The following is a 21,499-nucleotide window of genomic DNA, read 5'->3' as shown; positions in this document are numbered from 1 at the left end:
AATGAATCAGCGGCCGACGCGAACGGCGGGCGCATCGGTGAAAGCGAGCTTGAGGCCGAAGCCGATGAACAGCACGCCGGCTGCGCGGTCGAGCCAGTGCATGCCTTTCTGCACTGCGCTGCGGCGGGCCATCCAGCCCGCCGCGACGGCCCAGCCGACGTTCACCGGAATGGCGTTGACGTTGAACAGCACGCCCAGCAGCACGAAGCAGAGCGCCGTGTTGCCGGCACCGGGCGCGATGAATTGCGGCACGAAGGCCAGGAAGAACAGCGCGACCTTGGGGTTGAGCACGTTGGTCCAGAAGCCGCCAAGGAAGATCGCCTTCAGGCTGCGCTCACCGGCCGCCGCGGCCTCGGCCTGCAGGTCAGCCGGCGGCTTCGCGCGCGACAGCACCATGCGCACGCCGAGGTACAGCAGGTACGCCGCGCCGATGTACTTGAGCACCGTGAATGCCGTGGCCGACGTCGCCATCAGGGTACCGACGCCCACGGCCGCGGCGAAGATGTGGACGAAGCAGCCCGTGGTGATGCCCAGCCCTGCCATGATGCCGGCGCGCACGCCGGAGCGCAGCGAGTTGCTCACGACGTACAGCACGTCGGGCCCCGGCGTCAGGTTGAGCAGCCAGCCGGCGGCGATGAAGGCGAGCAGATGAGGAAGATCAGGCATCACGCTCTCCTTGCGGCTCAGGCGTTGAAGAATCCGCGGATCGCGGTGACCGCGCGGTCGACGCCCGCGGCATCGACATCGAGGTGCGTCACGAAACGCAACCTGTAGAGCCCCGTCGCCAGGATGCCCTGCTGGTTGAGGCTCGCGAGCAGTTCGGTGGAGCGCGCCTGCGCGGCGCCGGTGAGATCGACGAACACGATGTTGGTGTGCGGCGCCTCGACCTTCAGACCCTCGATGCCTTCGAGCCCCTGTGCGAGCCGCTGCGCCAGCGCATGGTCGTCGGCCAGGCGGTCGATGTGATGATCGAGCGCATGCGATGCCGCTGCCGCCAGCAACCCGGCCTGACGCATGCCGCCGCCCGCCATCTTGCGGATGCGGTGCGCCCGCGCGATGAACTCGCGCGAGCCCACCAGCGCCGAGCCGATGGGTGCGCCCAGGCCCTTGCTGAAGCACACCGACACGCTGTCGAAACACTGCGCGATGCGACGGGCTTCCGCGCGGATGTCGCTGTTCTTGCTGGACGCAGCCTGCGCAGTCGCTGCGTTGAAGAGGCGCGCCCCGTCCAGGTGCCGCTGCAGCCCCTTGCGCTTGGCAAGGTCGGTCGCGGCCTGCACGTACTCGAAGGGCAGCAGCTTGCCGCCCAGCGTGTTCTCCAGCGCCAGCAGCCGCGTGCGCGCGAAGTGCGCGTCGTCGGGCTTGATGGCCGCCTCGATCTGGGCGAGCGGCAAGGTGCCGTCGGCCGCATGATCGAGCGGCTGCGGCTGCACGCTGCCGAACACCGCCGCGCCGCCACCTTCCCAGCGGTAGCAATGCGCCTGCTGGCCGACGATGTATTCGTCGCCCCGGCCGCAATGCGAAAGAATCGCGCAGAGGTTGCTCTGCGTGCCGGTCGGCACGAACAGCGCGGCCTCGAAGCCGAGCATGGCGGCGATCTTTTCCTGCAGCGCGTTCACGCTCGGGTCGGTGCCGAAGACGTCGTCGCCCAGCGGCGCCGCCATCATGGCCTCCCGCATAGCGAGCGTGGGTTGGGTGACGGTGTCGCTGCGCAGGTCGACGAGGTGGGTGCGGTCGGTCATGGTGGCTAGTCCAGAAAGTTCTTGAGCATGGCGTGGCCATGTTCGGTGAGGATCGATTCAGGATGGAACTGCACGCCTTCGATGCGCACGTCGTGCGCGAAGCCGGTGTGCCGCACGCCCATGATCTCGCCGTCGTCGGTCCATGCGGTGACAGCCAGCGCCTTGGGGCAGCTCTCGCGCTCGATCGACAGCGAGTGGTAGCGGTTGACCACGAATTTCTGCGGCAGCCCCGCGAACACGCCTTCCTGCGTGGTCGTGATCTCGCTGGTCTTGCCGTGCATCAACTGCTGCGCACGCACGATCTTGCCGCCGAAGGCCGCGCCGATGGCCTGGTGCCCCAGGCACACGCCAAGAATGGGCAGCTTGCCCGCGAAGGCCTCGATGGCCGCCACCGACACGCCCGCCTCCGCCGGCGAACACGGTCCCGGCGACACCACCAGCCGCGTCACGCCCGAGGCGATGAGCTCGCCGATCTGCGCCACGGTGATCTCGTCGTTGCGATGCACCTGCACGTCCGCACCCAACTCGCCGAAGTACTGGACGATGTTGTAGGTGAAGCTGTCGTAGTTGTCGATCATCAGCAGTTTCATGGCTTGCTCACAATCCGGTGCACGCCCTTGACGACGGGGAACACATTGAAGTTGATCAGGAGGCCCAGCTTGAGGCCCGACAGCCGCAGCGCGGCCAGCACTTGCGCGCGATGCAGGTCGGTCAGCACGTCGACCGCCTTGAGCTCGACGATGACCGACTGCTCGATCACGAAGCCCGCGCGGTACACCTCGCCCAGCGAGCGGCCCTTGTAGCTGGCCGACATCGCCACGTCGCGCGTGAAGCCGATCTCGCGCTCGGCCAGCTCGATGGCCAGCGCGGCAGCGTAGGCCGCTTCATCGAGCCCCGTGCCGAGCACGCGCTGCACTTCGACGGCGGCGCCGATGATCTCGTGCGAGAAATCGTTCTGAATATCGGGTGCTGTGCTCATGCTTACTCCAGGCCTTCCTCGACCAGTTCGGCGGCACGCAGGAGTGCGCGCGCCTTGGCTTCTGTTTCTTTCCACTCGAGTTCGGGCACCGAGTCGGCCACCACGCCGGCCGCGGCCTGCACGTGCAGCATCTGGTCTTTCACGATGCCGGTGCGAATCGCGATGGCCACGTCCATGTCGCCCGCATAGCTGATGTAGCCGCAGGCGCCGCCGTAGAGACCGCGCTTGGTGGGCTCCAGCTGGTCGATGAGCTCCATCGCATGCACCTTGGGCGCGCCGGTCAGCGTGCCGGCCGGGAACGTGGCCTTGAGCACGTCGATGGCGGTCATGCCGTCCTTCAGCGTGCCTTCGACGTTGCTCACGATATGCATCACGTGGCTGTAGCGCTCCACCGCGAAGGCTTCCGTCACTTTCACCGTGCCGGTCTTGGCGATGCGGCCGATGTCGTTGCGCGCGAGGTCGATCAGCATCACGTGCTCGGCGCGCTCCTTCGGGTCGTTGATGAGTTCCACCTCGGCCGCCTTGTCGAGCTCGATCGAGGCGCCGCGCGGACGCGTGCCGGCCAGCGGGCGGATGGTGATCTTCTGCTCGCCCTCGCCCGTGTTCTCCTGGCGCACCAGGATCTCGGGCGACGCGCCCACCACATGGAAGTCGCCCAGGTGGTAGTAGTACATGTAGGGCGACGGATTGAGCGAACGCAGCGCCCGGTACAGCGACAGCGGCGACTCGGTGTAGCGCTTGCTGATGCGCTGGCCCACCTGCACCTGCATGAAGTCGCCGGCGGCGATCATTTCCTTGGCGCGCTCCACGGCCGCGAGGTAGTCGGCCTTGGCAAAGCTGCGCTCGGGCGGATGCGGCTGCGTGGGCTTCACGATCGGTGCGCTCACCGAGTACTTGAGCTTTTCCTTCAGTTCGCGAAGGCGGCGCTTGCCCGTGGCGTAGGCCTCGGGCTGCTTCGGATCGGCGTAGACGATGAGGTAGAGCTTGCCCGACAGGTTGTCGATGACGGCGAGCTCCTCGCACTGCAACAGCAGGATGTCGGGGCAGCCGAGCGTGTCGGGCGGGCAGCTCTTCTCGAGCTTGCGCTCGATGTGGCGCACGGTGTCGTAGCCGAAGTAGCCCGCAAGGCCGCCGCAGAAGCGCGGAAGGCCCGGACGCAGCGCCACCTTGAAGCGCTTCTGGTATTCGGCAATGAAGTCGAGCGGGTTGCCCTTGGCGGTCTCGACGACCTGACCGTCAGTCACCACCTCGGTGACGGCATCGGCGCCGAAGCCGCTGGCGCGCAGCAACGTCTTTGCCGGCAAGCCGATGAAGCTGTAGCGCCCGAAGCGCTCGCCGCCCACCACGGATTCGAGCAGGAAGCTGTGCTTGCCGCCGCCCTGCGAATGGGCCAGCTTGAGATAAAGGGAAAGGGGCGTCTCGAGGTCGGCGAAGGCCTCGGCCATCAGCGGAATGCGGTTGTAGCCCTGGGCGCTGAGGCTCTTGAATTCAAGTTCGGTGATCACGGGTTCGTTCTCCAATTGCCAGCCGGCGCTTCTTTGGCCGGGGCAAGGTCATTCACGGGTGGTCCGGCGTCGTCGAGTATGTGTCGATCCGGAACCGCGGGCGCACGGCGTGCGCCGTGCAATCAAACAGTCAGCGATGTATGGCTACGCCAGGGCCAGGCTCCCCGGCTGCCTTCACCTGTTTGATTGATGTGATGAACGAACATGGAACGGCGAGTTTAGCCCACGAAAACGCCGGTTCGCACAACAACAGCCGTTCCAGGCGGCTTCAGGGTTCCCCCGGAGGTTGCTCATAAAACGAAAAGATACATTCGCACGACCGTTCGCAAAATAACGAGGAGACATCCCGTGCCAGCCTTTTCGCTCCCGACAGTGTTCTCCCGGCTCGCCCTGGCGGCCTGCCTCGCAAGCGCCGCGCTCGGCGTCCAGGCAGCGCAAGTCGACGTGGCGGGCGTCAAGCTCGAAGACCGCATGGACCTGCACGGCAGCCCGCTGCAGCTCAACGGCGCGGGCATTCGCTACAAGGCCATCTTCAAGGTCTACACGGCGGGGCTGTACGTGGGCAAGAAAGTGTCGACGCCGGAAGAAGCACTGGCCACGCCCGGCCCCAAGCGCGTGGCCATCACGATGCTGCGCGACATCGACGCCAACGAACTCGGCAAGCTCTTCACCAAGGGCGTGGAAGAGAACTCGCCCAAGAGCGAAATGGTCAACCTCATTCCGGGCCTGCTGCGCATGGGCCAGATGTTCGCGGACCAGAAGCAGTTGAAAACAGGCGACACCTTCAACATCGACTGGGTGCCAGGCACGGGCACGGTGATCACGGTGCGCGGCGTGCCGCAGCCCGATCCGGTGAAGGAGCCGGCGTTCTTCAACGCGCTGCTGCGCATCTGGCTGGGGCCGAACCCGGCGGACTGGAAGCTGAAGGACGCGCTGCTCGGGAAGCAGTAGCCAAGAGCCGCGGCTCAGGCGGCCGCCAGCTCGGCCAGCGAATCCACGAAGCCGTCGGCGTCCACCGCGCGCACCGGTTCGCCGTGGTTGTAGCCGTAGGTCACGAGCACCACGGGGCAGCCGGCGGCGCGCGCGGCACGCGCGTCGTTGCTCGAATCGCCCACCATCAGCGTGCGCGCGGGCGTCGTGCCCAGTGCCTCGCAGGTCTTCAGCAGCGGCAGCGGGTCGGGCTTCTTGCGCTCGAAGGCGTCGCCGCCGAACACCAGCTCGAAGAAACCGTCGAGCCCCTTCTCGGCCAGCAGCGGCTTCGCGAACGACGTCGGCTTGTTCGTGAGGCACGCCAGCCGCAGGCCCTGCGCGCGCAGCGCCTTCAGGCCGTCGATCACGCCCGCGTACACCGCCGAATGCTGGCCGTTCACTGCCAGATAGTGATGCTGATAGCGCTCCCAGGCGCGGTCGAACAAGGCGCGCGCCCTGGCATCTGCGGCATTGCCTTCGGTCGGCGCCATCACGTGCACGAGCGCGGAATGAATCAGGTGCTCCGACCCCTTGCCCACCATGCGTTCGATCGCGGCCGGCTCGACAGCGGGCAGGGAGAGATCGGCAAGCATGCGGTTCAGCGATGCGGCGAAGTCGCCGAGCGTGTCGACCATGGTGCCGTCGAGGTCGACGATGGCGGCGTCGAACCGATGGGGGTGAAGGCTGATGGAGTTCAAGGCAAGCCGATGGAGTTGCGAATGGAAGGGAATGGCGGTCAAAACATATCAGAGCCATCCCTCCGGGAAAACCCTGGGGACAGTTTCGGCACAAGGCGCCGGTTATCCACAGCGGGAACGTCGGCTCTCGAGTTGTTCCCGTTCCCATACAGCCCGAAAGCACGGGTGCACACAGTGACACCGATATGACAAGTCGTTGTCAGCCATGGAAAAAAGCGCACTGTCCACAGCGGGGGTTTACCCTTATCTACTACTACTAATTGAATAAGAAGAATAGATAAGAAGTAGTGCGCGGGGGGCCTCGCCGTCTCAGTCGCCGCTGTCTCGCGCGGCGAGTCTTGCCACCTCGCGGTCGAAAACCTCGTACTGCCCGTCGCAGAAAAGTTCGCAGAGACGATCGACCTCGCCGCGGCTGCTCTCGTCCACGACCGTCACGTCCTGCTCCAGCTTCGCCTTGCCGAAGAAGCCCTTGCGCATCTGCATCGACATCGACTGCAACTGGTAGCTGAGGTTGCGGCCTTCGCCCAGCGCCGAGATCCACAGCTCACGCTGGTCGGATTCGTTCTGCAACACCAGCGTCGGCAGCGGGCCGTCCTGCTGCTCGTCCCATTGCGCGAGCTGCTCGGCCCATGGGAAGGCGTCGATGGCGGCCATGAAGGCGATCAGGTTCGTCTCCCCTTGCGGGTCCGTCTGCTTGTAGTCGTAGCCAACTCTCTGGATTGCGTAGGTCAACATGGTGTGTGGATCGGCGAATGCCTCAAGGCTGTGGATGAGAGCCCCATTCTGTGGTCCGGGGGGCCCTGGCGCCAGCGCGCGGGGATAATGGCCGACCGATGATCGTCCGACCCCGCCCTCACTGGCTGCGCATGCTCTTCGTGTGGCGCGGCTCGGTTCTGCCGGACATCGTTCCGCAGCTGTTGTGGACCACCGCCTTCGCGGTGCTGGTGACGGTGCTGCACGGGCGGCTCTTCCAATGGAAGGTGCCGCTCAACTTCGTGCCCTTCTCGCTCATCGGCCTCACGCTCGCCATCTTCCTGGGCTTCAGGAACAGCACGAGCTATTCGCGGTATTGGGAAGCCCGCACCCTGTGGGGCACCCTGCTCAACGAAACACGCTCGCTGGTGCGCCAGGCCCTGACGCTCGGCGACTCGCCGTCGCACGCCGGCACTGCGGCCGCGCGCCTCATCGCCTTCGTGCATGCACTGCGCCATCAGCTGCGCGGCACCGATCCTTCCGCCGATCTCGCCCGCCTGTTGCCACCCGAAGACTGCGAGCGCCTGCGCACGGCGCGCTTCAAGCCGGCCGTGCTGCTGCTCATGGTCGGCGAATGGCTGCGCGACCAGCGCAAGAGCGGCCGGCTCGACCCGATGCTCGCGCAGGCCATGGAAGTTCCGCTGGGGCGGCTGACGGAGGCGCTGGGCGGCTGCGAGCGCATCGCTGGCACGCCGATTCCCTTCACCTATTCCGTCATCATCCACCGCACGATTTATCTCTATTGCGTGCTGCTGCCCTTCGGCCTCGTCGATGCCATCGGCGCGATGACGCCGGTGGTGGTCGCGTTTATCGCGTACACCTTCTTCGCGCTCGAGGCGCTGGGCGCGGAGATCGAAGAGCCCTTCGGCACCCAGCCCAACGACCTGGCCCTGGACGCGATGTCCCGCATGATCGAATCCACCCTGCGCGAGATGATGGGCGAGCCTCGATCGCCGGAAAACACCGACGCGCGAACCGTTGGTTACATCCAAACCTGAAGAAGCTTAAGAAGCATTCCGGAAACTTTTTCGGGGCTTTCGGACACCTACGTTCCGGCGCTGTCTTCCGCGCACGCGCAAGACAGCCATTCATTCAATGTCTGTATTCCAGACACATCCATGAGGAACACTCCATGCGTCTGACGACGAAGGGCGGCTTCGCCGTGACGGCCATGATCGATGTCGCACTGCGCGAGCAGGCCGGCCCCGTGGCCCTGGCGTCGATCGCCAAGCGCCAACACATTGCACGCTCGTCGCTGGAGGCACTCTTCAGCAAGCTGCGCCAGCATGCGCTGGTGAAGGCGACCCGCGGTCCCGGCGGCGGCTACACGCTGATGCGCAAGGCCTCGGAGATCACCGTTGCGGACATCCTGTTCTCGGTCGACGGCCAGGCCGCGCCCGAGGCCGAAGGCGCACCGCCGCACGGCAAGGCCACCACGAATGCAGCCGGCGATTCCGGCTGCTACTCCACCGAAGCGCTCTGGGCATCCGCCAACCACCACGTGATGGAGTTCCTCGACTCCGTGACCCTGCAGAGCCTGGTCGACGACCAGCTCGCCAAGGGCGTGCGCGTCGAAGAAGAAGCCCCGCGCAAGAAAGAGCCCCAGCCGCGCCCCGTGCCCAGCCTGCGGCACGTGAACGCGCCCAACTCCGTGTTCGCATGGAGCGGCGTGTTCGCCAAGCGCTGACGGCACACGCCGCCGCGCCTGCGGCGGTCAGCGCAGCGTGGCATGCGGATGCAGCGGATGCGCCAGCGTGTCCGCGATGAGCCGCAGCGCCTGATCGCACTGCTCGCGCGACATCGGCCCGCCCAGGCAGATGCGCACCGCGTCGGGCGGATCGCCGTCGGTAGAGAAGGCCGCGCTCGCGACCACGCCCACGTTCTGCGTGCGCAGGTACGACGCGAACTCCACCGGGCTCCAGCCCGGAGTGAGCGGCAGCCACGCATGAAAGCCCTCGGGATGCGCCTGCAGGCCGCTCGCGCCCAGATAGCGCGTGGCCAGCACCTGCCGCGCCATCGACTCCGCGCGCACCGCCTGCAGCATTTCTTCCGTGGTGCCGTCCTCCACCCACAGCGTGGTCAGCGCATTGGTGATGGGTGATGCCATCACCGTGGTCGCGCGCATGGCGCCGGCCAGCCGCTGCGACTGCACCACCGTCGGCGAGCACACGTACGCGCTGCGCAGCCCCGCACCGAAGCATTTCGAAAATCCGCTCACGTAGTAGGTGAGCCCAGGCGCCAGCGTGGCGAGCGACGCGGGCACCTGGCGCGGCAGCATGCCGTAGGCGTCGTCCTCGATGATCGGCACCGCGTAGCGCAGCGCCACGTCCGCCAGTGCCTCGCGCCGGGCGCGCGACACCGTGGCGGAGGTCGGATTCAGCAGCGTGGGGTTGCAGTACAGCGCCTTGGGCTTGAGCGTCTTGCAGGCATGTTCGAAGGCATCGGCGATGGGGCCGTCGTCGTCCATCTGCAGCGCATGCAACTGCACGCCCAGCTGCGCCGCGATGGCCTTCACGCCGGGGTACGTGAGCGACTCCACGCACACCAGCTCGCCCGGCCTTGCCAGCTGCGAGAACAGCGCGGTGAGCACGCCGTGGATGCCGGGGCACACCAGGATGCGGTCGACGCTCGCATCGGGCACGAAGGGCCGCAGCCAGTGCATGGCGGCGGCACGGTCGTGCGCGGTGCCGCCGAAGTCCTGGTAGCGCAGCAGGTCGTGAAAGTCGGCCTGCGCGAAGGCCCGGCTCGCGCTGTCGTGCAGCCGCGCCATCAGGTGCTCGTCGTCGGGCTCGGGCGGCATGTTCATCGTCATCTCCGCGCCGCTGCCGCCGCGCAGCCGCAGGCTCGGGCTGCCCGAGCGGATGAAGGTGCCCGTGCCCGCGCGCGAATCGATCAGCCCGCGCTTGCGCGCCTCGGCATAGCCGCGCGCCACCGTCGTGTAGTTCAGCTCCAGGTCGTTCGCCAGTTCGCGCAGCGTGGGCAGCCGGTCGCGCACGCCGAGGCGGCCGGTCTTGATGTCGTCGGCGATCAGCTCGGCCAGCTGCAGATAGGCAGGTCGGGCGCTGTTGCGCAGCTGCCTGCGCCAGTGGGCGGTGATGGTAGTCATCGGTGGGCTCCGGCGAAGTTGATTGCATCCATTGATTGCATCCAGCCACCGATCGACACGCAGGATCCGCGCCCGCCCCAGAGGGCCCGGATGCTTCGATCAGGTGCGATCAACCCCATTGATCGGGTGCATTGATCGCACGGCGCATGCGTCTTCCCGGTGCAAGGCAGGCCGCTCGGTCCGCCCGCCGGCCGGCCTTTGCGTGCACTCGAAAAATTTTTTGCACTGCGCGGCCCGCGCCGCTGCGCGTTGATCGCGACTTGATTGCACGAGCCTGCGTGCGCGCTGGCACATCGCCTGCGAAGAGGAAGGCACGCAAGACCTGCGTGTCCAACCACCCAACCGGAGTCCCCCATGCCCAAAGTCACCCGCCCCCGCAACGAGAAAGGCGAGTACCTCGTCGACTACGAAGAGAAGGTGTTCGAAGACGTCAAGGCCGAGCCTGGCGAGAAGGCGCTCGTCACCTTCCACACCGTGGCCTTCGAAGGCTCCATCGGCTTCGTCAACCTGCTGCAGGCGACGCGGCTGCGCCGCAAGGGCTACGAGACCTCGGTGCTTCTGTACGGCCCCGGCGTGACGCTGGGCGTGCAGCGCGGCTTTCCCACGCTGGGCGACGAAGCCTTCCCTGGCCACCAGAACTTCAACAAGCAGATCGTCAAGTTCATGGAAGAAGGCGGCAAGGTGTATGCCTGCCGCTTCGCGCTGCAGGCGCTTTACGGCCACGGCGAAGGCGCGCTGATCGAGGGCATCACGCCGATCAACCCGCTCGACGTGCTCGACCTCGTGCTGCTGCACAAGAAGGCCGGCGCGGTCATCCTGGACACCTGGACACTGTGAGCGAAGGCGCGGCGATGGCATCCACACCCACCACCGTGCGAGCGGCGGCGATACAGATCGCACCCGACTTCGAGCGGCCCGAAGGCACGCTGGAGCGCGTGTGCGGCGCCATCGACGCGGCCGCCGCCAGGGGCGCGCAGCTCGCGGTCTTTCCCGAGACCTTCGTGCCCTACTACCCCTACTTCAGCTTCGTGCTGCCGCCGGTGCTGCAGGGCGCGCCGCACCTGCGGCTGGCGGAGCGGGCGGTGGTCGTGCCCGGCCCGGTCACGCAGGCGGTGGCCGAGCGGGCCCGCGCGCGCAACATGGTGGTGGTGCTCGGCGTGAACGAGCGCGACCACGGCAGCCTCTACAACACGCAGCTGGTGTTCGATGCCGACGGCACGCTGGCGCTCAAGCGCCGCAAGATCACGCCCACGTACCACGAGCGCATGGTCTGGGGCATGGGCGACGGCGCGGGCCTGAAGGTGGTCGACACGGCAGTCGGCCGCGTCGGCGCGCTGGCCTGCTGGGAGCACTACAACCCGCTCGCGCGCTACGCGCTGATGGCGCAGCACGAGCAGATCCACTGCGCGCAGTTCCCCGGCTCGCTGGTCGGCCCGATCTTCGCGGAGCAGATGGAAGTGACCATCCGCCACCACGCGCTCGAGTCGGGCTGCTTCGTGGTCAACGCCACCGGCTGGCTCACCGACGAGCAGATCCGCTCGGTCACGCCCGATGCCAATCTGCAGAAGGCGCTGCGCGGCGGCTGCCACACGGCCATCGTCTCGCCCGAGGGCAAGCATCTCGCGCCGCCGCTCACCGAAGGCGAAGGCATGGTGGTGGCCGACCTCGACATGGCGCTGATCGCCAAGCGCAAGCGAATGATGGATTCGGTCGGCCACTACGCGCGGCCCGAGCTGCTGTCGCTCGCCATCAACGACCGGCCGGCGCAGACCACCGTGCCCATGCATCTCACGCAACCCTTCGCCTCCAGGAGCCCCGAACATGACCACGACGACACTGCCGCACAGCCGGCAATTGATGACCGAGCTCCAGTCCTTCGGGTTGCGGCTGGTTGACCCATCGGCCGGCGTCGCGAGCCGCCGCGGCGGCGCGGGCCCTTCGGACCACAAGGCCGTGACGGTCGACGGCCACACGATCATGGTGCCCGTCCACACCTCGACCGCGTGGCACTCGCCCTTCACCGCCGAAGCACCCGACGCCAGCGGCATGAGCCGCGTGATGCGCGGCAGCATTCCCATCGCGAGCATCAGCTTTCCGAAGCAGCCGCGCTTCTACGCCATGCAGACCTTCGACGGTGTGCCCTACTCGCACATCGCCACGCTGCACGGCAGCGACGTGCTCGCCACCACCGTGCTGCAGACCTGCATCCGCTACGAAAGCCGCAAGAAGAGCTGCAAGTTCTGCGCGATCGGCCAATCGCTCGCGGCCGGCCGCACCGTCGCGCGCAAGACGCCGGAGCAGCTCGCCGAGGTGGCGCGCGCCGCCGTGCTGCTCGACGGCGTGAAGCACATGGTCATGACCACCGGCACGCCCAACGCCACCGACCGCGGCGCGGCCGTGCTGTGCGAGAGCGCCTTCGCCATCAAGGCCGCGGTCGACATTCCCATCCAGGGCCAGTGCGAGCCGCCCGACGACGACCAGTGGTTCCACCGCATGAAGGCCGCGGGCATCGACACACTGGGCATGCACCTGGAAGTGGTCACGCCCGAGGTGCGCGAACGCATCATGCCGGGCAAGGCCGGTGTGCCGGTGTCGCGCTACATGAGCGCCTTCGAGGCGGCGGTGGCCGTGTTCGGGCGCGGGCAGGTCAGCACGTACATCCTGGCCGGGCTGGGCGACACACGCGAGGCCATCCTGGACACCTGCGACCAGCTGCTGGCGCGCGGCGTGTATCCCTTCGTCGTGCCTTTCGTGCCGATCAGCGGCACGCCGCTGGAAGACCACCCCGCCCCCACGCCCGAATTCATGAAGTCGCTGCTCGCGCCGCTGGGCGAGCGCGTGGTGGCCGCGGGCCTGCGCTCGGCCGACATCAAGGCCGGCTGCGGCAAGTGCGGCGCCTGCTCGTCGCTCTCCATATACGAAAAGGAAAGCGAAGGCTGACCATGCTGTGCATCGACGATCTCTGCGAAATGGCGGACCACTACGCGCCCGTCGAATACCTGGTGCGCGAAGCCGCCCAGCAATGGGAGCGCGACGAGGCCATGGCGCTGCGCCGCGCGGTGTTCTGCATCGAGCAGGGCATCTTCGCGCGCGATGACCGGGACGCCGTCGACGAGCATGCGCGGCTGCTGGTGGCCATGTCGTGCAACGGCGGCATGCCCGAGCAAGTGGTGGGCACGGTGCGCATCCATCGCGGTGAAGCTGACGGCGAATGGTGGGGTTCGCGGCTGGCCGTGCACCCCGCGTTCCGCAGCCAGGGGCACCTGGGCGCGACGCTGATACGGCTGGCCGTGTCGCGCGCCCATGCACTGGGCTGCGAGACCTTCCTCGCGCAGGTGCAGATGCAGAACGTGCCGTTGTTCAACAAGCTCGGCTGGACCATGCTCGAAGAGACGAACGTGCACGGCCGCCCGCATGCGCGCATGCGGGCCGACCTGGACTGGTATCCGCCCTGCCACGACCCGGTGAGCGGCTTCGTCACGCGCGCCAAGGTGCTGGCATGACGAGCGTCCACGACATCGCCGAAGCCCTGCGCGCCACGCGCGGCTTCGCCCACAAGCGCGACATCAGCGACGTGGTCTCCGCGCTCGGCCGCTCGCTGCCCGGCGGCCACGCCGCGCTCGCGCAGGCCGTGCCCATCGGCGACGACTGCGCCGCCATTCCGGACGGCCACGGCGGCTATCTGCTCTTCGCCATTGAAGGCCTGGTCGAAGACTTCATCGTGCGCATGCCGTGGTTCGCGGGCTACTGCGGCGTGATGGTCAACGTGAGCGACATCTACGCCATGGGCGGGCGCCCCACCGCCGTGGTCGACGCGCTGTGGAGCACCGGCATGAGCCCCGCCGACGATGTGCTGCGCGGCATGGCCGAGGCCGCCGTGCGCTACGGCGTGCCCATCGTCGGCGGGCACAGCAACAACCGCAGCGAGCGGCCGCAACTGGCTGTGGCCATCCTCGGCCACGCGCGCCGGCTGCTGACCAGCTTCGACGCCAAACCCGGGCACCTGCTGGTGATGGCGGCCGACCTGCGCGGCGCCTACGAGGAGCCTTTTCCTTACTGGAACGCCTCGACCCATGCGCCCGCCGCGCGGCTGCGCGCCGACCTCGAACTGCTGCCGGCCATCGCCGAAGACGGCCTGTGCGGCGCCGGCAAGGACATCAGCATGGCCGGCGCCGTGGGCACGGCCATGATGCTGCTCGAATGCTCCGGCGTGGGCGCGCGCATCGACCTCGATGCATTGCCCCGGCCCGACGGCGTGCAGCTGCTGCGTTGGCTGTCGTCGTTCCCGAGCTACGGCTTCGTGCTCAGCGTGGCGCCCGCTCAGGTGGCTTCGGTGCTGGCGCGCTTCGCGTCGCGCGACATCGCCTGCGGCGTGATCGGCGAGGTCGATGCCACGCGGCAGGTGCGCCTGCGCGCCGGGGGCGAAGAGGCGCTGCTGTGGGACTTCGGCAGCGATGCATTCATCCAGCCTCCCAGTCTTCGGCCGGAGGCCATCGCATGCCCGTGACCCACTTCCACGTGCGCTGGCCCGACGCCAGCGAAACCCGCTGCTACTCGCCTTCGAGCGTGGTGCGGGAACACCTCTCGCCCGGCGAGCGCTATGCCCTCGGCGACTTCATGCAGCGCACGCGCGAAGCCCTGGAAGCGGCCTCCGAGCGCGTGCGCGCGAAGTACGGCTTCGCCTGCTCGCAGGCGATGGACCAGCTCGCGCAGATCGAGCAGACCGCCGCGCGCTTCGCAGGCACCGCCGATGCCCACGTCACCGTCGTCGCCATCGACTGACGCGTTCGTTCCCCCTATCCAGAGAAAGAAGCATCCCATGTCACACCCCCACGGCGGACGCAGCCACTACAGCGTCGTCATCGTTGGCGGCGGCCAGGCCGGCCTGTCGCTGAGCCACGGCCTGCAGCAGCGCGGCATCGACCACCTGGTGATCGAGAAGCGCAGCCTGGTGCACACCTGGCGCACGCAGCGCTGGGATTCGTTCTGCCTCGTCACGCCCAACTGGCAATGCCAGCTGCCGGGCTGGGGCTACACCGGCGGCGATCCGCACGGCTTCATGGTCAAGGACCAGATCAACGAATGGCTCGCCGGCTTCGTCGATCATGTGAAGGCGCCGGCCATTGAAGGCGTGACGGTGGAGCGCGTCTCGCGGGTGGCGCGCGACGGCGAACGCGAGCGCTTCAGCGTGCAGACCGATGCCGGCCTCTACACCGCCGACCAGGTGGTGGTGGCTTCGGGCGGCTACCACCGCCCCGTCGTGCCGCGCCTGGCGGAGAAGCTGCCGGCGGGCGTGGCGCAGTTCCACTCCGCGCAGTACCGCAACCCGGCGCAGCTGCCCGAAGGCGCGGTGCTGGTGGTGGGCTGCGGCCAGTCGGGCGCGCAGATCGCCGAAGACCTGCACCTGGCCGGCCGCAAGGTGCACCTGGCCACAGGCAACGCACCGCGCTGCGCGCGCTTCTACCGTGGCCGCGAGGTGGTCGACTGGCTCGCCGACATGAAGTACTACGACATGCCCGTCACCGAGCATCCGCTGCGCGAAGGCGTGCGCGACAACACCAACCACTACGTGACCGGCCGCGACGGCGGGCGCGACATCGACCTGCGGCGCTTCGCGCTCGAAGGCATGGAGCTGTACGGCCTGCTGAGCGGCTTCGACAACGGCAGCTTCGAGCTGCAGCCCAACCTGCGCGACAACCTCGACCAGGCCGACGAGACCTACAACCGCATCAACGCATCCATCGACAGACACATCGCGGCCAAGGGCATCGAGGCGCCGCCGCCTTCGGTCTACACGCCGGTGTGGGTGCCGGGCGAAGAGCGCACCCGGCTCGACCTCGCGGCAGCGGGCATCGCCAGCGTGGTGTGGTGCATCGGCTTCTCGCCGGACTTCGCGTGGGTCGATGCGCCGGTGTTCAACGGGCGAGGCGCCCCAGTGCACCTGCGCGGCGTGACGAACGAGCCGGGACTGTACTTCCTGGGCCTGCCGTGGCTGCACACCTGGGGGTCGGGGCGCTTTTCGGGGGTGGCGCGGGACGCGGAGTTCCTGGCGCAGGCCATCGCCGAACGCAAGGCTTCACGGCGCGGCGACGAAGCCGCGCCGGCTCCCGTGCTTCGCGCGGCCTGAAAGCCGCCCGCTCAGGCCTGCGCTTCGGTCAGCGCCTGCGCCGCCACCACCGCCTCGGTGCGGTTGCGCACGTTCAGCGCGCGGAAGATCGCGGCCAGATGGATCTTCACCGTGCCTTCGCTGATGCCCAGGCTGCGCCCGATCAGCTTGTTGGGCTTGCCCTGCGACAGCAGCTGCAGCACCTCGACCTGCCGCTCGGTGAGCACGTTGCGCAGGTGCTCCAGCGTCTGGCTGCCGCCGCGCGACGACAGCGCCTCGGCGGCCTGCGGCACCACGCCGGCCACGATGCCCGGCGGCAGCGCCGTGAGCATCATCGGCGGCACGTACACGCCGCCGGCCAGCACCAGCCGCACGGCCGAGAGCATCACATCGGGTGAATAAGCCTTGGGAATGAAGCCCAGCACGCCGCGCTCGAGCGCGCTGCGCATGATGGCCGGGTCTTCGTAACCCGACAGCACCATCACCGGCACGGCCGGATGACGCTGGCGGATCACGTCGATGTGCGCCTGGCCGTCGGCGCCGGGCATGTTGAGGTCGATCAGGGCCAGGTCGAGGTCGTCGGTGGCGCCCGCAAGCAGTTCGTCGACGCTCATCGCCAGCACGAACTCGATGCCGGGCTCCAGCTCCGACAACTTGGCTTTGACCGCCTCGATGACGAGCCGGTGGTCGTCGGCGATCAGGATTTTCATGTCTTTTCCCCGTGTCCCAGCACGCATTGAACTACCGGGTGCAGAAGATACCGGTGATTGCCCCGCGCAGCAAGGCCGCCGCCCCACCAACGGCATAGGCCCCAAGCGGTATGGCGCCCCCTGCTCCCCCTTTGAAACAATGAAAGCCCACTCGAAGGAACCGGGGACACGGTCATGCGCCATCGCTGCACACGCCGGTACAAGGCATCCTTCGCAATGCACGCCTGAGCGGGCACCGTCATGGCCCGCCTGCTCGACTGCTTCTCCGGCTTCATTGCGTACGGCCTCGCCCTGGACGCATCGGTCGCCGCCGGCCGTCCGTTGCCCACGCTTGCGGCGGCGCAGCACAAGGCGCTGCAACTGCTCGACACCGCCCGCGCCGCCGCCGAGGCTTCGGGCACGCCCGCGCCGCAGGTCGAGCCGGCCGTGTTCGCGATGGTGGCGTGGATCGACGAAATCCTCGCGCGCCATCCGGAAGCAAGCGCCGCCGCGGGTGCCGGCAACAGCCCCGCGCCGCTGCAGGCGCAGCTCTTCAACTCCAACAACGCGCACAGCGAGTTCTTCCACCACCTGTCGGCCCTGGGTGCGCAGGACGACGACGTGCGCGAGGTCTACTGGCATGCGCTGGTGCTCGGCTTCAAGGGCCAGTACTACTTCGAGGACGGCGACCAGGGCGAACTCGGCAAGCTGAAAGACCTGCACGGCCGCCAGCTTCAGCTGCGCCCGCTCGCGGCCGACAGCCTGGCGCACGACCGCATCACGCCGCAGCCCTACAGCGTGCCCGACCCGCGCGGCCCCAACGACACCCGCCGGCGCGACCGCACGCTGCTGCGCACCGGCGCCGCGCTCGCGCTGCTGCTGCCGCTGCTCTACCTGCTGTGGCTGTGGTCCACCGGGCCGCCCGCGGCCGTGTCGGCGCTGAGCCAGCGCATCGACCAGCACCTGCAGACCTTCGCCTGCGCCGATCTCTCGGCCACCGTGGACGCGGAAGGCCGCACGCGCGTGTCCGGCTTCGTCTCGGTGCCCGGCGACCTGCCTCGGGTCGAGCGCGAGGTGAGCGCGATGCCCGGCGTGAAGTCGCCGCGCTTCGACATCGGCCTGCGCGTGTGGCCGCACTGCGAGGTGTTCGCCATCCTCAAGCCCTACCAGGCGCGCAACCGCGAGCGGGCCTACGGCCTGGACATCGACTCCCCCTCCGCGCTCGAAGGCAAGCTGCGCGAAGGCGACCCGGTGCGCGTGCAGGTGGTGGCGCCGCGCCACGACAGCTACATCTGGGTCGACTACTACACGGCCGACGGCTCGGTCATGCACCTCAACGCGGGGCAGGCACCCACGCAGCTGCGCGCGGGCGAGACGTTGACGCTGGGCCGAGAGATCCCGTCGAGCTGGCTCGTGAGCCCGCCCTTCGGCAGCGTGCTGATCACCGTGCTGTCGGCGCCTACGCCGTTCACCGAAACCGCCGACCGGCCGCCCTTCGAACTCGCGTCCGACTACCTGCTGCGGCTGCGCGAGACGGTCGCGGCCAGCAAGAACAGCGACCGGCTGATCGCCGACTTCGTGTTTCTCGAGACGGTGTCGCGATGACCCTCATGCTCTCGCACAACCATCGCTTCTGGCTGCTGCTGGTGCTGTGCCTCACCGGCTTCGCGCTGCTGTACGGCGTGGTGCGCGATGCCGGCCGCGGCGCACGGCGCCGCGCGCTGGCGCGGCGCATCGAAGCGCTCGGCACGCAAGCCGGCAGCGCCGACATGGCCGCCGCGTCGCTCGGGGACGGCATGGCGCAGGCGCAGCAGGCCATGAAGCGCGGCCGCTCGCGCGCGCCCGTTCCATGGTTCCTTTTCTTCGGCGATGCCGCGGCCAACCTGCCCGGCCTGCTCGCGGCGGGGCACGGCGAACGCATGCCCGCGCGCGAAGCGGATGGCGCCAAGGCCGACGCATGCTGGCACTGGTGGCTGACCGCCGCGACGGTGGCCATCGAAGTGCCGCCCGATGCGGTCGGCGACGCGGCGGGCACTCCGGCGCAGCGCGGCCTGTGGCTGCAATCGCTGCTCGCGCTGGCCGAGCGGCGCCACCGCCTTCCGCTCAACGGCATGGTCGCATGCGTGGCCGCGCGCGACCTGCTGCATGCGGACGAGAGCGATCTGGCGGCCCTGGCCGCGCGCATGCGCCGCCTGCTCGACGAGACCAGCGACACCCTTCGCCTGCAGATGCCCGCCTACCTCGTCGTGACCGGGCTGGAGCAACTCCCCGGCTATGCGGTGCTGCACCGGGCCTTGCCGCCTGAAGCGCTGTCGCAGGCGGTGGGCCACCGGCTGACCGATCCGTCTCCCGTCATCGCCACGCCGGCGGCCGAAAGGCTCGATGCGGTGTTCGATCCGCTCGCACAACACCTGCATGCGCTGCGCATGAGCCTGCTGCGCGAGCAGGCCGGCGCCGCGGACCGGCTCGCGGTGCATGAATTCGTGGAAGCGGTGCGCGCGCTTCAGCCGGGGCTGCGCACCTTCGCGCAAGTGCTGTTCGAGAACCATGGCAAGGGCACGCGCGCGCCGCGCTGGCGCGGCCTCTACCTGACGGCCGCGGCATCGAACGGTGCCCCGGCAGCCTTCGTGGACGACCTGTTCGGCCGCTTCCTGCCGGCCGATCAACCGCTGGTGAGGCCGGGTCGCCCGTCGCCGGCCAGCACTACCGCTTGAAGAGGCAAGCCGCCGGCGCTACTTCGCGTCGATGCGCATCTGCCGCGCGCCCAGCAGCACATCGAGCGATTGCGCCTTGCCGGTCGTGACCGGGCGCACCTCGCGCCAGCGCGCGCGATCGAGGTCGCGAAACGCCGCCATCACGCCGATGGCCTTGGCGTCGGGCGGCAGGTTGAAGTCGAGCTTCCTGCTTTCGCCGGGCCGCAGCAGCACTTCTTCGCGCTGCACGAGTTCGGCGCCGAGCGTGGCCTGGTCTTTCTCGAAAAGCGAGAAGAAGTCGGCGCCTTCGAAGGGGCCGGGCGACTTCAGCGCATACACGCGCACCGTGAGCGGCGATGCGCGTCCGCGCGCGTCGGGGTTGGCGTCGGGGCCCGCCGTGAGCGAGACCGCGACGGTCGTCACCACCGGCTTGCTCGCGCAGCCAATGAGCGAAAGACCCGCTGCAGCAAGGCCAAGAACGGCGATGCGTCGCCGCGGCATCTCGCCGATGAAGTCCTCATAGGACGAATGGTGTGTACCCAGCGTGCGCATGCTATTCCCTTCGTTGCATTGACCGGTCAAGACGCATCTTTGATTATCACCAGCCAACTTCAACAGGCAACATGCTGAACAACGAACTTGCCTCCGCACTGCTCACGCCCATCGGCGAAGCATCGCCATGCGGCGACGACCTGGAGTACGACGCGGACTTCACCGCGCTCGTCGCGGCCGCGCAAGGCAAGCCCGAGCAGCAGTTCGGCGACACGGTGATCCCCGCCGTCGAGCCCGAGTGGCGCGAAGTAGCCGAGCAGTCCGACGCCATTCTTCGCCGCAGCAAGGACGTGCGCGCCGCGGTGCTGCTGCTGCGCGCGGCCACGCGCATGCAGGGCGTCACCGGCTTCGCGGCCGGGCTGCGCCTGCTGGGCGACCTGCTCGACGGTTTCTGGGACGGCATACATCCAAAGCTCGATGCGGACGACGACAACGATCCGACGATGCGCCTGAACGCGCTCGCGCCATTGACCGACGAAGGCATGGGCCTGCGCGACCTGTACGACGCGCAGGTCGGCATGGCGCGCGGCATCGGGCCGATCCGCGTGCGCGACATCGCCATCGCGCACAACGCGCTCACCGCCGTCGGCGGCGAGGCCACGTATTCCATGGCGCAGGTGCAGGGCGGCCTCGAAGCCATCCAGGCCGAGCGGCCCGAGGCCATCCAGGCCGCCGTCGAAGTGCCCGCGCTGATCGAGCGCCTGCACAGGCTCATCGTCGATCGCACCGGGCGAGCCGACGCGGTCGACTTCGACGCGCTGCGCGGCATCGGCCGCGTGCTGCACAAGGCCTGCGCCGCCGCCAGCGGCGCGCCGGCCGATGCAGCGGAAGCCGCAAGCGACGATGCCGACGCAGGCACGCAGGATGCAAGCGCATCGGGCACGCGCCCCGCAGCCGCGCGCGGCGAGATCCAGAACCGCCAGGACGCGGTGCAGATGCTCGACCGCGTGATCCGCTACCTCGAGCAGGCCGAGCCCGGCAACCCCGCGCCGCTCCTGATCGAGCGTGCCAAGAAGCTCATCGGCGTGAGCTTCCTCGAGATCATGGCCAACCTCGCGCCCAACGCGATGGACACCATCGAGACGGTCACGGGCCGACGCCCTTCCGAATAGGCCAACGCCTCATCGCGCCAGACACCTGTCCCATCCACACCCGCAAGGAGCATCTTCCATGGCCAAGAGCAGTCAGAAATTCATCGCCCGCAACCGGGCGCCCCGGGTCCAGATCGAGTACGACGTAGAGCTGTACGGCGCCGAGAAGAAGGTGCAGCTGCCCTTCGTGATGGGCGTGCTGGCCGACCTGTCGGGCAAGCCCGCCGACCCGCTCGCGCCGGTGGCGGACCGCAAGTTCCTGGAGATCGACGTCGACAACTTCGACTCGCGCATGAAGGCCATGAAGCCTCGCGCCGCGTTCGCGGTGGAGAACTCGCTCACCGGCGAAGGCGACCTGAAGGTCGAGCTCACCTTCGAGAACATGGAAGATTTCTCGCCCGCCGCCGTGGCCCGCAAGGTGGGCGCGCTGAACAAGCTGCTCGAGGCCCGCACGCAGCTGTCGAACCTCGTGACCTACATGGACGGCAAGGGCGGCGCCGAAGACCTGCTGGCCAAGGTGCTCGAAGACCCGGCCCTGCTGCAGACGCTGGCCGCGAGCAAGAAGCCCGAAGACGGCAGCACGCCCGCCGCCTGACCCTGACTCACACACAGACCG

The 21,499-nt window shown here is 68.3% G+C and carries 24 protein-coding genes; 14 read left to right on the top strand and 10 right to left on the bottom strand.

Features of this window, described 5'->3' with window-relative positions:
• Nucleotides 1-6: 6 nt before the first annotated feature.
• Genes L3V85_RS05780 through trpE form a run of 5 tightly spaced genes read right to left on the bottom strand, consistent with a single transcriptional unit; the run spans nt 7 to nt 4,226 of the window.
• Nucleotides 7-666, bottom strand: a complete 660-nt coding sequence (locus L3V85_RS05780; RefSeq protein ID WP_237678448.1) for a LysE family translocator — start codon at nt 664-666, stop codon at nt 7-9.
• 17 nt (nt 667-683) lie between these two features.
• Nucleotides 684-1,742, bottom strand: coding sequence for a low-specificity L-threonine aldolase (gene ltaE / locus L3V85_RS05775; protein WP_237678447.1), 1,059 nt, complete (start codon nt 1,740-1,742; stop codon nt 684-686).
• 5 nt (nt 1,743-1,747) lie between these two features.
• The gene (locus L3V85_RS05770; protein ID WP_081268451.1) at nt 1,748-2,332 is read right to left on the bottom strand and encodes an aminodeoxychorismate/anthranilate synthase component II; all 585 of its coding nucleotides are present in this window, start codon (nt 2,330-2,332) and stop codon (nt 1,748-1,750) included.
• Nucleotides 2,329-2,721 (bottom strand): GxxExxY protein, encoded by a 393-nt coding sequence (locus tag L3V85_RS05765; RefSeq protein ID WP_237678446.1) that lies wholly within the window; start codon nt 2,719-2,721, stop codon nt 2,329-2,331. Before L3V85_RS05765 ends, L3V85_RS05770 begins: the two co-directional genes overlap by 4 nt.
• A 2-nt stretch (nt 2,722-2,723) precedes the next feature.
• Complete coding sequence (gene trpE, locus L3V85_RS05760) at nt 2,724-4,226, bottom strand: anthranilate synthase component I (protein WP_237678445.1); 1,503 nt, start codon at nt 4,224-4,226, stop codon at nt 2,724-2,726.
• Between the two features lie 348 nt (nt 4,227-4,574).
• Here trpE and L3V85_RS05755 point away from each other — a divergent pair, with 348 nt between their 5' ends.
• The gene (locus L3V85_RS05755) at nt 4,575-5,177 is read left to right on the top strand and encodes a chalcone isomerase family protein (RefSeq protein ID WP_237678444.1); all 603 of its coding nucleotides are present in this window, start codon (nt 4,575-4,577) and stop codon (nt 5,175-5,177) included.
• A 14-nt stretch (nt 5,178-5,191) separates the two neighbouring features.
• Here the strand turns inward: L3V85_RS05755 and L3V85_RS05750 are convergent, their stop codons facing one another.
• The gene (locus tag L3V85_RS05750; protein WP_237678443.1) at nt 5,192-5,893 is read right to left on the bottom strand and encodes a phosphoglycolate phosphatase; all 702 of its coding nucleotides are present in this window, start codon (nt 5,891-5,893) and stop codon (nt 5,192-5,194) included.
• A 309-nt stretch (nt 5,894-6,202) separates the two neighbouring features.
• Nucleotides 6,203-6,628 carry a hypothetical protein gene (locus L3V85_RS05745; RefSeq protein ID WP_237678442.1) on the bottom strand — a complete coding sequence of 142 codons (426 nt, stop codon included), beginning with the start codon at nt 6,626-6,628 and terminating at the stop codon, nt 6,203-6,205.
• Between the two features lie 98 nt (nt 6,629-6,726).
• On the opposite strand from L3V85_RS05745, the gene L3V85_RS05740 reads away from it, so the two are divergent.
• Nucleotides 6,727-7,644, top strand: a complete 918-nt coding sequence (locus tag L3V85_RS05740; RefSeq protein WP_237678441.1) for a bestrophin family protein — start codon at nt 6,727-6,729, stop codon at nt 7,642-7,644.
• Nucleotides 7,645-7,778: 134 nt separating this feature from the next.
• Nucleotides 7,779-8,333, top strand: coding sequence for an Rrf2 family transcriptional regulator (locus L3V85_RS05735; RefSeq protein ID WP_237678440.1), 555 nt, complete (start codon nt 7,779-7,781; stop codon nt 8,331-8,333).
• 27 nt (nt 8,334-8,360) lie between these two features.
• On the opposite strand, the gene L3V85_RS05730 is transcribed toward L3V85_RS05735, so the two are convergent.
• Nucleotides 8,361-9,752: a PLP-dependent aminotransferase family protein gene (locus L3V85_RS05730; protein ID WP_237678439.1), complete on the bottom strand. Its 1,392-nt coding sequence runs from the start codon at nt 9,750-9,752 to the stop codon at nt 8,361-8,363.
• A 354-nt stretch (nt 9,753-10,106) separates the two neighbouring features.
• Here L3V85_RS05730 and L3V85_RS05725 point away from each other — a divergent pair, with 354 nt between their 5' ends.
• From L3V85_RS05725 to L3V85_RS05695, 7 genes are read left to right on the top strand one after another with little or no spacing between them, the layout of a single operon-like run.
• Nucleotides 10,107-10,589, top strand: a complete 483-nt coding sequence (locus tag L3V85_RS05725) for an MSMEG_0572/Sll0783 family nitrogen starvation response protein (RefSeq protein WP_081268458.1) — start codon at nt 10,107-10,109, stop codon at nt 10,587-10,589.
• A gap of 14 nt (nt 10,590-10,603) precedes the next feature.
• Nucleotides 10,604-11,647, top strand: a complete 1,044-nt coding sequence (locus L3V85_RS05720; RefSeq protein WP_237678438.1) for a Nit6803 family nitrilase — start codon at nt 10,604-10,606, stop codon at nt 11,645-11,647.
• Complete coding sequence (locus L3V85_RS05715; protein WP_237680497.1) at nt 11,610-12,692, top strand: MSMEG_0568 family radical SAM protein; 1,083 nt, start codon at nt 11,610-11,612, stop codon at nt 12,690-12,692. The genes L3V85_RS05720 and L3V85_RS05715 overlap by 38 nt, the downstream gene beginning before the upstream one ends.
• Nucleotides 12,693-12,694: 2 nt before the next feature.
• On the top strand, nt 12,695-13,255 hold the full coding sequence (locus tag L3V85_RS05710; protein ID WP_237678437.1) for an MSMEG_0567/Sll0786 family nitrogen starvation N-acetyltransferase: 561 nt from the start codon (nt 12,695-12,697) through the stop codon (nt 13,253-13,255).
• Nucleotides 13,252-14,259, top strand: coding sequence for a sll0787 family AIR synthase-like protein (locus L3V85_RS05705; RefSeq protein ID WP_237678436.1), 1,008 nt, complete (start codon nt 13,252-13,254; stop codon nt 14,257-14,259). Before L3V85_RS05710 ends, L3V85_RS05705 begins: the two co-directional genes overlap by 4 nt.
• The gene (locus tag L3V85_RS05700; protein ID WP_237678435.1) at nt 14,250-14,534 is read left to right on the top strand and encodes an MSMEG_0570 family nitrogen starvation response protein; all 285 of its coding nucleotides are present in this window, start codon (nt 14,250-14,252) and stop codon (nt 14,532-14,534) included. The genes L3V85_RS05705 and L3V85_RS05700 overlap by 10 nt, the downstream gene beginning before the upstream one ends.
• Before the next feature lie 37 nt (nt 14,535-14,571).
• A complete protein-coding gene (locus tag L3V85_RS05695; protein ID WP_237678434.1) occupies nt 14,572-15,879 on the top strand; it encodes an MSMEG_0569 family flavin-dependent oxidoreductase in 1,308 nt (435 codons plus the stop codon).
• An 11-nt stretch (nt 15,880-15,890) separates the two neighbouring features.
• Here the strand turns inward: L3V85_RS05695 and L3V85_RS05690 are convergent, their stop codons facing one another.
• Nucleotides 15,891-16,568 (bottom strand): response regulator transcription factor, encoded by a 678-nt coding sequence (locus tag L3V85_RS05690; protein WP_237678433.1) that lies wholly within the window; start codon nt 16,566-16,568, stop codon nt 15,891-15,893.
• Between the two features lie 240 nt (nt 16,569-16,808).
• Between L3V85_RS05690 and L3V85_RS05685 the strand changes: the two genes are divergently transcribed.
• Entirely contained in the window at nt 16,809-18,152 is a 1,344-nt protein-coding gene (locus L3V85_RS05685) for a DotU family type IV/VI secretion system protein (RefSeq protein ID WP_237678432.1), read from the top strand.
• Complete coding sequence (locus L3V85_RS05680) at nt 18,149-19,261, top strand: type VI secretion system protein (protein WP_237678431.1); 1,113 nt, start codon at nt 18,149-18,151, stop codon at nt 19,259-19,261. Before L3V85_RS05685 ends, L3V85_RS05680 begins: the two co-directional genes overlap by 4 nt.
• Before the next feature lie 18 nt (nt 19,262-19,279).
• On the opposite strand, the gene tssJ is transcribed toward L3V85_RS05680, so the two are convergent.
• The gene (gene tssJ / locus L3V85_RS05675) at nt 19,280-19,792 is read right to left on the bottom strand and encodes a type VI secretion system lipoprotein TssJ (protein ID WP_237678430.1); all 513 of its coding nucleotides are present in this window, start codon (nt 19,790-19,792) and stop codon (nt 19,280-19,282) included.
• A 71-nt stretch (nt 19,793-19,863) separates the two neighbouring features.
• Here tssJ and tssA point away from each other — a divergent pair, with 71 nt between their 5' ends.
• Together tssA and tssB are read left to right on the top strand one after the other, a co-directional pair.
• Nucleotides 19,864-20,904, top strand: a complete 1,041-nt coding sequence (gene tssA, locus L3V85_RS05670) for a type VI secretion system protein TssA (RefSeq protein ID WP_237678429.1) — start codon at nt 19,864-19,866, stop codon at nt 20,902-20,904.
• A 58-nt stretch (nt 20,905-20,962) separates the two neighbouring features.
• The gene (tssB, locus tag L3V85_RS05665) at nt 20,963-21,478 is read left to right on the top strand and encodes a type VI secretion system contractile sheath small subunit (protein ID WP_081268468.1); all 516 of its coding nucleotides are present in this window, start codon (nt 20,963-20,965) and stop codon (nt 21,476-21,478) included.
• Nucleotides 21,479-21,499 lie beyond the last annotated feature (21 nt).

The sequence above is a fragment of the Variovorax paradoxus genome (genome assembly GCF_022009635.1).
GTDB lineage: Bacteria > Pseudomonadota > Gammaproteobacteria > Burkholderiales > Burkholderiaceae_C > Variovorax.
Note: the sequence above shows the minus strand (reverse complement) of the source record. Positions and strands in the feature narration are given on the sequence as shown.

Excerpts from the sequence above, each read along its gene's own strand:
- L3V85_RS05735 (WP_237678440.1), top strand. The coding sequence starts at position 7,779 with ATGCGTCTGACGACGAAGGGCGGCTTCGCCGTGACGGCCATGATCGAT.
- L3V85_RS05700 (WP_237678435.1), top strand. The coding sequence starts at position 14,250 with ATGCCCGTGACCCACTTCCACGTGCGCTGGCCCGACGCCAGCGAAACC.
- L3V85_RS05730 (WP_237678439.1), bottom strand. The coding sequence starts at position 9,752 with ATGACTACCATCACCGCCCACTGGCGCAGGCAGCTGCGCAACAGCGCC.
- L3V85_RS05770 (WP_081268451.1), bottom strand. The coding sequence starts at position 2,332 with ATGAAACTGCTGATGATCGACAACTACGACAGCTTCACCTACAACATC.
- L3V85_RS05695 (WP_237678434.1), top strand. The coding sequence starts at position 14,572 with ATGTCACACCCCCACGGCGGACGCAGCCACTACAGCGTCGTCATCGTT.
- L3V85_RS05745 (WP_237678442.1), bottom strand. The coding sequence starts at position 6,628 with ATGTTGACCTACGCAATCCAGAGAGTTGGCTACGACTACAAGCAGACG.
- L3V85_RS05690 (WP_237678433.1), bottom strand. The coding sequence starts at position 16,568 with ATGAAAATCCTGATCGCCGACGACCACCGGCTCGTCATCGAGGCGGTC.
- L3V85_RS05765 (WP_237678446.1), bottom strand. The coding sequence starts at position 2,721 with ATGAGCACAGCACCCGATATTCAGAACGATTTCTCGCACGAGATCATC.
- L3V85_RS05725 (WP_081268458.1), top strand. The coding sequence starts at position 10,107 with ATGCCCAAAGTCACCCGCCCCCGCAACGAGAAAGGCGAGTACCTCGTC.
- tssJ (WP_237678430.1), bottom strand. The coding sequence starts at position 19,792 with ATGCGCACGCTGGGTACACACCATTCGTCCTATGAGGACTTCATCGGC.
- L3V85_RS05720 (WP_237678438.1), top strand. The coding sequence starts at position 10,604 with ATGGCATCCACACCCACCACCGTGCGAGCGGCGGCGATACAGATCGCA.
- tssB (WP_081268468.1), top strand. The coding sequence starts at position 20,963 with ATGGCCAAGAGCAGTCAGAAATTCATCGCCCGCAACCGGGCGCCCCGG.
- L3V85_RS05780 (WP_237678448.1), bottom strand. The coding sequence starts at position 666 with ATGCCTGATCTTCCTCATCTGCTCGCCTTCATCGCCGCCGGCTGGCTG.
- L3V85_RS05740 (WP_237678441.1), top strand. The coding sequence starts at position 6,727 with ATGATCGTCCGACCCCGCCCTCACTGGCTGCGCATGCTCTTCGTGTGG.
- L3V85_RS05685 (WP_237678432.1), top strand. The coding sequence starts at position 16,809 with ATGGCCCGCCTGCTCGACTGCTTCTCCGGCTTCATTGCGTACGGCCTC.
- L3V85_RS05715 (WP_237680497.1), top strand. The coding sequence starts at position 11,610 with ATGACCGAGCTCCAGTCCTTCGGGTTGCGGCTGGTTGACCCATCGGCC.
- tssA (WP_237678429.1), top strand. The coding sequence starts at position 19,864 with ATGCTGAACAACGAACTTGCCTCCGCACTGCTCACGCCCATCGGCGAA.
- L3V85_RS05710 (WP_237678437.1), top strand. The coding sequence starts at position 12,695 with ATGCTGTGCATCGACGATCTCTGCGAAATGGCGGACCACTACGCGCCC.
- L3V85_RS05705 (WP_237678436.1), top strand. The coding sequence starts at position 13,252 with ATGACGAGCGTCCACGACATCGCCGAAGCCCTGCGCGCCACGCGCGGC.
- L3V85_RS05680 (WP_237678431.1), top strand. The coding sequence starts at position 18,149 with ATGACCCTCATGCTCTCGCACAACCATCGCTTCTGGCTGCTGCTGGTG.
- ltaE (WP_237678447.1), bottom strand. The coding sequence starts at position 1,742 with ATGACCGACCGCACCCACCTCGTCGACCTGCGCAGCGACACCGTCACC.